This is a genomic window from Burkholderia sp. AU39826 (assembly GCF_020419965.1).
Lineage (GTDB): Bacteria > Pseudomonadota > Gammaproteobacteria > Burkholderiales > Burkholderiaceae > Burkholderia > Burkholderia semiarida.
Map to the genome: position 1 here is coordinate 27,448 of NZ_JAIZQG010000024.1, position 11,761 is coordinate 39,208.

Annotated in this window: 14 protein-coding genes; 8 read left to right on the forward strand and 6 right to left on the reverse strand. The window is 68.1% G+C overall.

What is annotated here, in order from left to right; all coding sequences use genetic code 11:
- Positions 1 to 55 precede the first annotated feature (55 nt).
- The gene (atpG, locus tag LGM42_RS28300) at positions 56 to 925 is read left to right on the forward strand and encodes an ATP synthase F1 subunit gamma (RefSeq protein WP_099317684.1); all 870 of its coding nucleotides are present in this window, start codon (positions 56 to 58) and stop codon (positions 923 to 925) included.
- A 10-nt stretch (positions 926 to 935) separates the two neighbouring features.
- Positions 936 to 1,394 (forward strand): ATP synthase F1 subunit epsilon, encoded by a 459-nt coding sequence (gene atpC, locus LGM42_RS28305; RefSeq protein ID WP_059584674.1) that lies wholly within the window; start codon positions 936 to 938, stop codon positions 1,392 to 1,394.
- A gap of 27 nt (positions 1,395 to 1,421) precedes the next feature.
- Here atpC and LGM42_RS28310 read toward each other — a convergent pair whose 3' ends face one another.
- Complete coding sequence (locus LGM42_RS28310) at positions 1,422 to 1,640, reverse strand: DUF1653 domain-containing protein (protein WP_006480837.1); 219 nt, start codon at positions 1,638 to 1,640, stop codon at positions 1,422 to 1,424.
- A 57-nt stretch (positions 1,641 to 1,697) separates the two neighbouring features.
- Positions 1,698 to 2,141, reverse strand: coding sequence for a GNAT family N-acetyltransferase (locus LGM42_RS28315; protein WP_060311647.1), 444 nt, complete (start codon positions 2,139 to 2,141; stop codon positions 1,698 to 1,700).
- Between the two features lie 204 nt (positions 2,142 to 2,345).
- Between LGM42_RS28315 and LGM42_RS28320 the strand changes: the two genes are divergently transcribed.
- The 4 genes from LGM42_RS28320 (at position 2,346) to LGM42_RS28335 (ending at position 4,532) form a co-directional block, all read left to right on the forward strand.
- Positions 2,346 to 2,606 carry a type II toxin-antitoxin system Phd/YefM family antitoxin gene (locus tag LGM42_RS28320; RefSeq protein WP_226233996.1) on the forward strand — a complete coding sequence of 87 codons (261 nt, stop codon included), beginning with the start codon at positions 2,346 to 2,348 and terminating at the stop codon, positions 2,604 to 2,606.
- Complete coding sequence (locus LGM42_RS28325; protein WP_226234003.1) at positions 2,603 to 2,869, forward strand: Txe/YoeB family addiction module toxin; 267 nt, start codon at positions 2,603 to 2,605, stop codon at positions 2,867 to 2,869. Before LGM42_RS28320 ends, LGM42_RS28325 begins: the two co-directional genes overlap by 4 nt.
- 48 nt (positions 2,870 to 2,917) lie before the next feature.
- Complete coding sequence (locus tag LGM42_RS28330; protein WP_226234004.1) at positions 2,918 to 3,541, forward strand: HAD hydrolase-like protein; 624 nt, start codon at positions 2,918 to 2,920, stop codon at positions 3,539 to 3,541.
- Positions 3,542 to 3,926: 385 nt separating this feature from the next.
- Positions 3,927 to 4,532: a DUF4142 domain-containing protein gene (locus LGM42_RS28335; RefSeq protein ID WP_226234005.1), complete on the forward strand. Its 606-nt coding sequence runs from the start codon at positions 3,927 to 3,929 to the stop codon at positions 4,530 to 4,532.
- A gap of 111 nt (positions 4,533 to 4,643) precedes the next feature.
- Here the strand turns inward: LGM42_RS28335 and LGM42_RS28340 are convergent, their stop codons facing one another.
- Positions 4,644 to 5,243, reverse strand: coding sequence for a GNAT family N-acetyltransferase (locus LGM42_RS28340; protein ID WP_226234006.1), 600 nt, complete (start codon positions 5,241 to 5,243; stop codon positions 4,644 to 4,646).
- A gap of 60 nt (positions 5,244 to 5,303) precedes the next feature.
- Entirely contained in the window at positions 5,304 to 6,218 is a 915-nt protein-coding gene (locus LGM42_RS28345; RefSeq protein WP_059639790.1) for a LysR family transcriptional regulator, read from the reverse strand.
- A gap of 108 nt (positions 6,219 to 6,326) precedes the next feature.
- On the opposite strand from LGM42_RS28345, the gene lysA reads away from it, so the two are divergent.
- Entirely contained in the window at positions 6,327 to 7,610 is a 1,284-nt protein-coding gene (gene lysA, locus LGM42_RS28350) for a diaminopimelate decarboxylase (protein ID WP_226234007.1), read from the forward strand.
- Positions 7,611 to 7,742: 132 nt separating this feature from the next.
- Here the strand turns inward: lysA and LGM42_RS28355 are convergent, their stop codons facing one another.
- Positions 7,743 to 8,630: a DMT family transporter gene (locus LGM42_RS28355; protein WP_060310630.1), complete on the reverse strand. Its 888-nt coding sequence runs from the start codon at positions 8,628 to 8,630 to the stop codon at positions 7,743 to 7,745.
- A gap of 124 nt (positions 8,631 to 8,754) precedes the next feature.
- Here LGM42_RS28355 and LGM42_RS28360 point away from each other — a divergent pair, with 124 nt between their 5' ends.
- Positions 8,755 to 10,218, forward strand: coding sequence for a PLP-dependent aminotransferase family protein (locus LGM42_RS28360; protein ID WP_226234008.1), 1,464 nt, complete (start codon positions 8,755 to 8,757; stop codon positions 10,216 to 10,218).
- Positions 10,219 to 10,260: 42 nt separating this feature from the next.
- Here the strand turns inward: LGM42_RS28360 and LGM42_RS28365 are convergent, their stop codons facing one another.
- Positions 10,261 to 11,694 carry a nicotinate phosphoribosyltransferase gene (locus LGM42_RS28365; protein ID WP_226234010.1) on the reverse strand — a complete coding sequence of 478 codons (1,434 nt, stop codon included), beginning with the start codon at positions 11,692 to 11,694 and terminating at the stop codon, positions 10,261 to 10,263.
- Positions 11,695 to 11,761 lie beyond the last annotated feature (67 nt).

The following is an 11,761-nucleotide window of genomic DNA, read 5'->3' on the forward strand; positions in this document are numbered from 1 at the left end:
GATAGCATGAAGTCGCACGATGACATCCGGATGGCCGCGACGCCTCCCCCCTGACATGCACACACGCGAAATCCGCTCGAAGATCGCCAGCACCTCGTCCACGCGCAAGATCACCAAGGCGATGGAGATGATGGCGCGCACCAAGATGGCGAGCGCGCAGCGACGCGCGCGCGAGTTCCGCCCGTACGCGGCGCGCATCGGCGCGATGGCGGAACGCGTGCTGCGCGACCGCCCCGACCACGTATCGGCGCTGATGGCGCGCCGCGATACCGTGCGCCGCGTCGGCCTGATCGTCGTCAGCACCGATCGCGGGCTGTGCGGCCCGCTCAATGCGCGATTGCTCGTCGAATGCGTGAATGCGCTCGAACGCTGGGACCGGGCCGGCGTCGCCTGCGAACTGAGCGTGATCGGCGCGCGCGGCCTCGCGCCGCTGCTGCGCCACGGCGCGACCATCGCGGCCCGTGCGGGCGGCCTGGCCGCCGAGCCGCACTTCGAGCAGTTGCTCGGGGCGCTGCTCGTGCCGCTGACCGCGTTCGTCAACGGCGAGCTCGACGAAGTGCACGTCGCGTACAACCGGCTGACGAGCCCGCTCGCGTACGAGCCGCGCATCGACGCGATGCTGCCGATCGCGGGGCTCGACACCGGCGCGCCGACCGACGGCGCGGCCGCATCCGATTATCTGTACGAGCCCGCGCCCAAGCCGGTCGTCGACACGTTGCTGCTGCGCTACGTCGAGGCGACGCTCTATCAGGCCGTCGTCGAAAACTACGCGTGCGAGCAATGCGCGCGGATGTTCAGCATGCAGACCGCGACGGACAACGCCGACCGCGTGTTGCGCGAACTGCGGCACCTGTACCAGAAGACGCGACAGGCGCAGATCACCACCGAGCTGTGCGAAATCGTCGCCGGCGCGGCGGCAGTCTGAAGGAGTACGCATGAAGACGTCGATGCGGCTCGACATCGTGAGCGTGGAAGCGGTGCTGTATGCCGGCGACGCGCATTTCGTCGTCGTCCCGGGGGAAAGTGGAGAACTGGGGATCTACCCGCACCACGCGCCGCTGCTCACGCGGATCCGGCCGGGCGTCGTGATGCTCGTCGATGCGCCGACCGGCGAGCATCGCCGCCTGCTCGTCGCGGGCGGCGTGCTGGAAGTCAGCCGCGAAGGCGTGACGCTGATCGCCGATCACGCGCTGCGCACGCCCGAACTCGACGATCTGCGCGCACGCGAAGCGCGGCATGCGGCCGACGACTGGCGCCGGCGCTACGCGCACGAAAACCGGCGTGCGTTCGATTTCGCGTCGGCCCGCGCGGAACTGATGGATGAAATCCGGCGCTTCTTTGCGATGGCGCTGCGGCAACAGGCGCCGCACGACAAGCCGGGCGGCGCCGGCTAGACGGCGGCTGAGGCGCCGCCCGCCCGCTCAGTCGCGCAGCTTGCGAAAACGCGGCGTGCCGTCTTCGAGATTGCCGTTGAACATTGCTTCCGGCCGCACCCAGAGGCCGCGCGCGTGCGGCCACAGATGCTCGTAGACGACCACCGATTCCTCGGTTTCGGAATGGCGGGCAACGCCGATGTAGCGGTACAGGCCGCCCTTGTAGTGGCGGTGCGTCGCGAGCTGTTCGGCTTCCTGTTCGGTCATGGTGTGCTTCTCTTCGGCAAAAACGGAAAGCGCGTATTGTATGCGCTGCGCCGCGCGTCAGCGTTTCGTGTAGATATCGGGGCGGCGAATCTCCATCAGCCGCTCGGGGTTCGCGGACGGACCGAAACCGACCGGCCGGTACAGTTCGTGTGCATCGGTCGTCACGAGCATGATGCGGCGCAGGCGCTGCACCCACTCCTGCGCGAATATATGGTCGATCAGCGCGCGGCCGTAGCCGTTGCCGCGTTCGGCCGGCAGCACGAACACGTCGCACAGGTACGCGAACGTCGCATGATCGGTGACGAGCCGCGCGAAACCGACGAACCGGCCGCCGACATACGCGCCGAAGCACAGCGAACCCTCGATGGCCCGCTCGACCACGTCGCGCGGAATGCCCTGCGACCAATATGCATCGCGATGCAGGAAGTCGAAGATCGCGTCGACGTCGAGTTCGCGCTTGTCGGTGGAAAATCTCAGCGTGGCGGAGGTGGCTGGGGGCACGTCGGTTCTCCGGTTCGAGGGGCGGAAGGCGGAGCATCGACGATACCGCGCTGTCGGGTGGGGGACAAGGGGATGGCCGCGACGCCGCGGGAGAACAGATGCGCGTCGCCCTGCCGCACGGCGCCTCAAGACATGTACGATATCTTGTACATATACTCGGTTAGCGCTACGCTTGTACCGTTATACGTACAAGTGAGGCGTACCATGCGCACGATTCATTTTTCCGATGCCCGCGGCAATCTGAAGACCGTCATCGACCAGGTCGTCGACGATGCGGACGTGACGCTCATCACGCGCCGCGATGCGCCGAACGCCGTCATCATGTCGCAGGACTATTACGACAGCCTGATGGAGACGGTCCACTTGCTGCGCTCGCCGGCCAACGTCGCTCATCTCGACCGTTCGATCGCGCAACTGCGCAAGGGCAAGGCGAAGGAACACAAGCTCGCCGAGGATGATGAATGAGCGTACGTCGCGTGCTTTTCACTTCCGATGCATGGGACGACTATGTCTACTGGCAACGGCAGGATCGCAAGACGCTCAAGCGCATCAACCAGCTCATTCGCGAAACCCGGCCAACGCCGTTCGAAGGCGTCGGCAAGCCCGAACCACTGAAGGCCCATCTCTCCGGTTTCTGGTCGCGCCGTATTGACGATACGAACCGTCTGGTCTACGAGGCTGACGACCTTCAGATCAGCATCGTGTCCTGCCGCTACCATTACGAGTAGCACGGCGCCAACTACCTTCGTCACGTTCAGCCTCCGACGCCTCGCCTGATGACCTACCGCCTCATCGCCTTCGACTTCGACGGCACGCTCGCCGATTCGCTCGACAGTTTTCTCGCCGCGCTGTCGGAAGCGTCACGCCTGCACGGCTTTCGCGACGCCACGCCCGAACTGCGCCCGGCGCTGCGCGGCATGTCGGCGCGCGAAATCATCCGCGCGCTCGACGTGCCGATGTGGAAAGTGCCGCGCGTAACGATCGACATGCGCCGCCTGATGCGGCCGCGCGTCGCGAACGTGCAATTGTTTCCCGGCGTCGACGCAACGTTCGACGCGCTCGCCGCGCGCGGCGTCCGCATCGCGATCGCCACGTCGAATACCGAGGAAATCGTGCGTGACCGGCTCGGCCCGCATGCCGGCGCGTGCGTCGACCATTTCGCATGCGGCATTCCGCTGTTCGGCAAGGCGCGCCGGCTGCGCGCGCTCGTTCGCGAGGCAGGTGTGCGCGCCGACGAAGTGCTGTACGTCGGCGACGAAATCCGCGATGCCGACGCGGCACGGCGCGCACGTATCGCGTTCCAGGGCGTCGCGTGGGGTTACACGGCGCCCGACGCGTTGCAGGCGCATTGCGCGATGCCGTTGCTGCCGCGCCTCGATGCGCTGCTCGAGCGCGTATAGCGCTTTCACGCACGCCACGCACCGACGCAGCCCACTCGCGCGACGCCATCACGCCCGTCAAATGCCGATGACACGCACGCGCATCTCATGCATTGCATGCGCCACGCGCACGCAAAAATTGCCGCCACGGCATGCGCATCAGGTACGCGCTACCTGCCTGCGCGCATGCCGACCGAATCGTCTTACCAACCGTTACACAAGCCACAGCACGGTTGCACCTGCTACCCGACCGCTCTCCTAGAATCAGTCGGGCCGGGAAACACTTCGACCGACGCCGCGGCAGAGCGGCGGTCGATTCCGGTCCGGGCGCGCCCGGTCTCTCTCGCACAGCGACGGATCGCACGATCCGTTTTTCAACCAGAGCCCCGATCGAAAGGAGGTCCCCATGAACCGCTTCCCCCACATTTCGCGCGTTGCCTTGTCTGCCGCCGGCCTGCTTCTCGTCGCCGTGACGGCGACCGCGCAAACCGCGCAGCCGGCGCCCGGCGCATCGGCCGCGCCGGCCGCGCCGGCCGCGCCGGCCGCGCCGGCCGCGACCGCGACGCGCATCCACGAAGCCGACCAGACCTTCATCACCGACGGCACGAAGACCGTGTCGACGCAGCACGACGCCGCGCGCATCGCCGATTCGCGCACGTCGGACAGCCAGGTCAAGGCATTCGCGCAACGCGTGTCGACCGACGATGCGAAGATCATCCAGGCGATGCGCGCGGCGAGCCCGCGCGGCGTCGACGTGCCGGCCAACGACCCCGACACGACCGTGCTGAACAGCATCAAGAGCCTGCGAGGCGCCGAGTTCGACAAGGCGTATATCGAACAGGTCGCGCTCGCCGGCCAGCAGAAGACTATCTCGGCATTCCAGGCCGAAATCGCGTCGGGCCGCGACACCAAGCTGAAGGAAGTCGCCCGCCAGGCGCTGCCGATCCTGCAGGCGCACTACGCGGACGCGCAGAAGCTCGCGCAGCGTCATCACCTCGCATCGGCGCAGTAACCGCTGCGATGCCGCGCCGCGCCACGTGCGCGGCGCACCGTTTCCCCCGCCGTCGCGCGGCCGCCTCCGCTGCCGGCCGCGCGACGCACGTCAAGCATCAAGCGTCCCGCGTTACGTCGCCAGCTTCGCCTCGAGCCGCGCCCGCACTTCCGGCCATTCGTCGTCGATGATGCTGAAACGCACCGAGTTGCGCTTGCGGCCATCCGGCATGATCCGTTCGTGGCGCACGATGCCCTCCTGTTTCGCACCGAGCCTCAGGATCGCCGCCCGCGATCGCTCGTTCAGTTCGTCCGTCGTGAACTGCACGCGCACGCATTGCAGCGTGTCGAACGCATAAGCCAGCAGCAACCACTTCGCTTCGGTATTCGCACGCGTACGCTGCGCCGATTCGCTCAGCCACGTATGGCCGATCTCGAGCTTGCGGTTCTTGCGATCGATCTTCCAGAAGCGCGTGCTGCCGATCGCGCGGCCCGATGCGCGATCGACGATCACGAACGGCATCACGGTGCCGGCCGCCCGCCCCTGCAACGCCGTATCGATGTAGGCGTCGACCGTCTGCACACCCGGCACGACCGTGACCTTCAGGTCCCACAACGCGCCGTCGGCCGCGGCGTCCAGCAGCGCCTGCCGATCGGATGCGTCGAGCGGGCGCAGGACGACACGTTCGCCGGTGAGGGTCGGTTGTTCGAGGAAAGACGATGCGTCGGTCATGACGGGATTCCGGAGAAATGACGGCGATGGCGGTGAAGCGCCCATCATACGGCGATGCCGCTAGCCGAGGTGTGCGGCGAGCCGGCGGCGGATCGCCTTCGCTTCGCCGCGCAGTGCATCGGCGAACGCGTCGACGAGCAGGTTCTTCGGCCGGTGCTCGGGCACGATCAGGCTGACGCGGTACGGAAACGAACGCGTCAGCGGCCGCACGTGCAGGTCCCGGCCGACGAAATCGAGCGCCGTGAGCGGGTTGACGATCGCCGCCCCGAGCCCTTGCCGCACGAACGCGCATACCGACACGGCCGACGGCGTGTCGACCACCGAGCGCGGCGCGACGCCGAGCTGCGCGAACGCCTCGTCGATCAGGATGCGGTACGGATCGTTCAGTGACAGGCTCACGAACGGACGGTCGGCGAGATCCAGCAGGTCGATCGCGTCCTGCGCGAGCAACGGATGACCGTCGGGCAGCACGCACACCTCGTCGACTTCCAGCAGCGGCGTGAGCACGGTGCCGGCCGGCGCGACATCGTGCTCGGTCAGCCCGAGGTCGTAACGCTGCGCGGTCAACCACTCCTCCAGCACCGGCGACTCCTGCGTCGCGACCGACACGCTGACGCCCGCATGCGCGTCGTGAAAGCGCCGGCACGCACCGGGCAGGATCGCATGCGAGAACGCGGGCAGCGCGATCACCGACAATTGCCCGTCGCGAAACTCGCGCAGGCGCGCGGCCGTCGCCGCGACGCGTTCGAGCCCCACATACGCGAGCCGCACGTCGTCGAACAGCGTGAGTGCGGCCATCGTCGGACGCAGCCGACCGTGCGCGCGCTCGAACAGCGCAAAGCCGACGACCTGCTCCATCCGCGCGAGCTCGCGGCTGATCGTCGGTTGCGACGTGTACAGCATCTCGGCCGCCCGGGTCGTGCTGCCGGTGACCATCAGCGCGCGGAAAACCTCGATATGACGGTGCGTCAGCATGATCGTATATATCAGAAATGAATCGAGTATCGATATATAGGCATTTTACTGTATAGCCGATCAGGCGCATCATCCGGCTATCCGTTCATTCGATCCGATTCATCCGCCATGTCCCTCGATTCCCGCCAGCTCGCAGCGCTCGCGCAGCAATACGGCACCCCGCTGTGGGTGTACGACGCCGACGTCATCCGCGACCGCATCGCCCAACTGCGCCAGTTCGACGTGATCCGCTATGCGCAGAAGGCGAACTCGAACGTCCATATCCTGAAGCTGATGCGCGAGGAAGGCGCGTGCGTCGACGCCGTGTCGCTCGGCGAGATCGAGCGCAGCCTCGCGGCGGGGTTCAGTCCGGCAGGCGATCCTGCGGCAGGCGATCCTGCGGCAGGCGGTCCTGCGGCAGGCGAGCCGGAAGGCGTCGTGTTCACGGCCGACCTGATCGACCGCCCGACGCTCGCGGCGGTGCTCAAGCACGGCGTGACCGTGAACGCCGGTTCGCTCGACATGCTCGCGCGCGTCGGCGAGCACGCGCCCGGCCACCGCGTGTGGCTGCGCGTCAACCCGGGCTTCGGCCACGGCCACAGCAACAAGACCAACACCGGCGGCCCGCAGAGCAAGCACGGCATCTGGATCGACGACGTACCGCGCGCGATCGAGATCGTGCGCCAGTACGGGCTGAAGCTGGTCGGCATCCATATGCACATCGGTTCGGGCGTCGACTACGGCCATCTGTCGCAGGTGTGCGATGCGATGGTCGATCTCGTCACGTCGCTCGGCCACGACATCGACGCGATCTCGGCCGGCGGCGGCCTGTCGATTCCGTATCGCGACGGCGAGCCGCGCGTCGACGTCGGCCACTACTTCAGCCAGTGGGACGCCGCGCGCAAGCGCATTGAACGGCATCTCGGCCACCCGGTGCGCATCGAGATCGAACCGGGCCGCTTTCTCGTCGCGGAAGCCGGCACGCTCGTCACCGAAGTGCAGGCCGTCAACCGTCGGCCGAAGCACGATTTCGTGCTGATCGACGCGGGCTTCAACGACCTGATGCGCCCGTCGATGTACGGCAGCTACCACGCGGTGTCGGTGCACGCGCACGATGGCGCGCTGCCCGCCGGCCGGCCGCTCGTCGACCTCGCGATCGCCGGGCCGCTGTGCGAATCGGGCGACGTGTTCACGCAGGATGCAGGCGGCGTGGTCACGCACCGCAAGCTCGCGCAGCCGCAGATCGGCGACCTGCTGTTCCTGCACGACGCGGGCGCGTACGGCGCGTCGATGTCGTCGAACTACAACAGCCGGCCGCTCGCGCCGGAAGTGCTCGTCGATCGCGGCACGCCACGGCTGATCCGCCGCCGGCAGACGATCGGCGAATTGCTCGCGCTCGAAACGTTCGAGTAACCCGCGTCCGGCGTGGCGAACGCCCACGGCCAGGCTTGCCGCGACCGGCGGCCTGGCCGTTCTGCGTTGGGTCGCCGCCAGCCGCGCACCGGGTGATGTCAGCCCGAGGCCCGGCAAGCCGCGGTACCTGCGTCACCCCGCGCGCTGCACGGGCGCCATCTTCGAGAAGTACTTCGCGCCCGCGACGCAGCCCACCACCACGACCGTCACGACGACCATCGACGGCGGCACCGTCTCGTGCAGCAGTCCGGCCGCGAGCAGGAAGCCGAAGAACGGCTGCAGCAGCTGCAACTGGCCGACGCCCGCGATCCCGCCGAGCGCGAGCCCGCGATACCAGAACACGAAGCCGATCAACATGCTGAACAGCGACACGTACGCGAGCCCCCACAGCGCGGCGGCATCGACGCCGTCGAACGACGCGGGCCAGGTCAGCCACGTGAGCGGCAGCATCAGCGGCAACGACAACACGAGCGCCCACGAGATCACCTGCCAGCCGCCGAGCTCGCGCGACAGGCGCGCGCCTTCCGCATAACCGAGCCCGCACGCGACGATCGCGGCCAGCATCAGCGCATCGCCGACCACCGACGCCTGCCCGCCGTTGCGCAGCGCAAATGCGGCCACCGCGCCGCTGCCGACGATCGAGAAGATCCAGAACGGCAGCCGCGGCCGTTCGCCGCCGCGCCACACGCCGAACAGCGCGGTCGCGAGCGGCAGCAGCCCGACGAACACGATCGCATGCGCCGACGTGACGTGCTTCAGCGCAAGCGCCGTCAGCAACGGAAAACCGACCACGACACCGAGCGCGACGATGGCCAGCGACGCGGCCTCGGCGCGCGACGGCCGCCGCTGCTTCAGCACGACGAGCAGCAGCAGGCCGAGCGCGCCGGCGATCGTCGCGCGGGCGAACGTAAGGAACAGCGGGTCGAGCCCTTGCACCGCGACGCGCGTCGCGGGCAGCGAGCCACTGAAGATGATGACGCCCAGCAGGCCGCTGAGCCATCCGTCGGTCGTTTTCTGCACGGTCGATCCTGATGGGAAGGGGGATGCCCGATGATCCGCCGCCGGCCAAAACGGCGTAAGCTACAGCCCAATACAATTCACACAAACTGTACTGAACAACCGGCCGTACAGTTCATCGTTCGCCATGCGCCATTCCGCCCCGCTTCCCGTCCCGATTCCCGCTCCGCCCGCGCCGTCGCGCACGCGCGTGGAAACCGTCATGGACACGTTGCGCGCACGGATCGCGAGCCGTGCGCTGATGCCCGGCGCGCGCGTGCCGTCGATCCGGATGATGGCCGACGCGCTCGGCGTGTCGAAATCGACGGTCGTCGATGCGTATGAGCGGCTCGCGAGCGAAGGCGTGCTCGTCGCCCGGCGCGGCTCGGGCTTCTACGTGTCGGGGCACGCCCCGCCGCTCGCGCTCGCGGAGCTCGGCCCGCGCCTCGATCGCGAGCTCGATCCGCTGTGGCTGTCGCGCCAGTCGCTCGAAGCGGCGCCGACGTCGGTAAAGCCCGGCTGCGGATGGTTGCCGTCGTCGTGGCTGCCCGACGAAAGCCTGCGTCGCGCGCTGCGCGCCGTGTCGCGCGACGAATCCGACGCGCTGACCGACTATGCGACGCCGCTCGGCCTGCCTGCGCTGCGCCAGCAGCTCGCGTGGCGGCTCGCGCAGCACGGCGTCCACGCGGAACCCGCGCAGATCATGCTGACCGACGGCGGCACGCACGCGCTCGACCTCGTGTGCCGCCTGCTGCTGGAGCCCGGCGATACGGTCGTGCTCGACGATCCGTGCTACTTCAACTTCCAGGCGCTGCTGCGCGCGCACCGCGCACGGATCGTCAGCGTGCCGTTCACGCCGAACGGCCCCGATCTCGGGCGCTTCGAACAGGTGCTCGCCGAGCACCGGCCGCGCCTGTACATCACCAACGCCGCGCTGCACAACCCGACCGGCGCGACGCTCGCGCCGCCCGTCGCGCACCGGCTGCTGACGCTCGCGGCCGAGCACGGGCTGCTGATCGTCGAGGACGACATCTTCGCGGATTTCGAGAGCACGCCCGCGCCGCGCCTCGCGGCGTTCGACGGGCTGTCGCGGGTCGTGTCGATCGGCAGCTTCTCGAAGACGCTGTCGGCCGCGATCCGCTGCGGCTATGTCGCCGCGCGCCCGGAATGGATCGACGCGCTCGTCGACCTGAAGCTCGCGACGTCGTTCGGCAACGCGCAGATCGGCGCGAACGTCGTGCACCGGCTGCTGATCGACGGCACGTACCGGCGCCATCTCGACAGCCTGCGCGCGCGTCTCGCGGATGCGATGGGCGAAACGATCCGGCGCCTCGCGCGGGCCGGGCTCGAAATCTGGACCGAGCCGCGCGGCGGGTTGTTCGTGTGGGCGCAATTGCCGGACGGGCTCGATGCCGCACGCGTCGCACGTCATGCGCTGGACCACGACGTGGTGCTCGCGCCGGGCGACGTGTTCAGCGCGTCGCGCAGCGCGACGTCGTACATGCGCTTCAATGTGTCGCGCTGCAAGGGGCCGGCGGTGTTCGATACACTGGCGCGCGCGATGGAGGCGGCGCGAGTGGTAGAGCGCGGCGGTGTGCCGGCCGGCAATTGACGCAAGCCGGCCGCACGGCGGCGGGAGACCCCGCCGCCCGCGTCACACCTCGCCCGCGTGCGCCCTCGCCCGCACCTCGGCGAACGACGTATCGACGAGCAGACGGCCGGTGTCGAACACCGTCTCGAGCGCTTCGTCCCATTCGCCTTCCAGCGTGCGATCGTCCCACGCAACCGGCAGCGTCACCGTCCGATACTCGCCGGTGCGGCGATTGCGCAGCAGCGTGAGCCGCCCCTTCTTCGAGCGCTTGCCCTGATCGGTGGCCGGGTCCTTCCGGACGTCATGCCATACGTCGCCACGCCGGATCGCCGAGCACTTCATCGCGAAGCGCTGCGTATCGCGGTTCACGCGCTGCAACAACGCGCCGCCCATGCCGAACACCACGTTGCCGGCCGCGTAGCCGGCCTCGTCGAGCGCGACGAGGATCGCCTCGATCGACTGCTCGTCGACCCCATCGCCCTGGATCACGCGCACGTGGTTCAGCACGCGCCGCCCTTTGCCGTTCACCGTCGAGCCGAACGACGCGTCGAGCGCACGCACCGTTTGCAGCACGATCGTCACCGGGTCGCCGGAATCGGGACGCACGACGAGCGTTGCGCCCGAATCGATCACCGCCTGGCGCAGCGGGCCGCCCCACATCTCCAGCGCGGCGAACAGATCGTAGGAGTCCGACACGACCGATACGATCGCGCCCGGCAAACCGAAGCGGGCGATCATGTTGCGGTACGCATCGGCCTCGCCTTCGCGCCCCCACGACGTGATCGTGCTGTGCTCGGCCGCCGGCACCGAGTACGCGGCCATCGGCTCGCGATAGAAGCGGTTCGCGGCCAGCACGCCGAGCACCGTGTCCGAACCCATGAAGCTCACGAGGTGCGCGGCGCCGCCGATCGCGGCCGATTCCGCGCTCGACACGCCGCGCGCGCCGAAGTCGTGCAGCTTGAACGGCAATTGCGCGAGATCGTCGTCGGTCTTGTCGAGGAAGCGGCGAATCGTCTGCCGCAGGTGCCAGCTGCGGGTCGCCACCGTCACCGGATACCAGACGCGCAACAGCATCGTCTCGAGATACGACGCGAGCCAGAACACCTGCGGATCGTCGCATTCAACCGTCATCAGCACGTTGTGCACCGGCACGATCGAACCCTCCGGCACCGCGCGGATCTTCACCGGCAGGTAGCCGTCGTAGCGTTCGACGATATGGCGCCATCCGGCTTCGTTGAACGGCTCGCCGTGCACGGTGAAGAAATCGCGCGCCTCGTCGATCATCGCGTGCGTAACGGGCTTGCACAGATACGCCTTCAGCAGCATCTGCAGGCCGAAGAACAGCGTGCGGTCGTAGCGGCCGCCGCGCGATTCGACGTACGAGAACATCGCCGATGCGTCCGGCGGATATTGCAGGAAGTGGGAAGCCTTGTACGAATCCGTGTTGAGAATCGGATTGGCGAGAACCGCGGCAAAGCCGCCGGGAACGTTTTGCATGGCTAGAGCTCCTCTAGGCCGTTGAAGTGCCGCCGCGTCTGTCGCGGCGGACCGGATGCGGGGAATC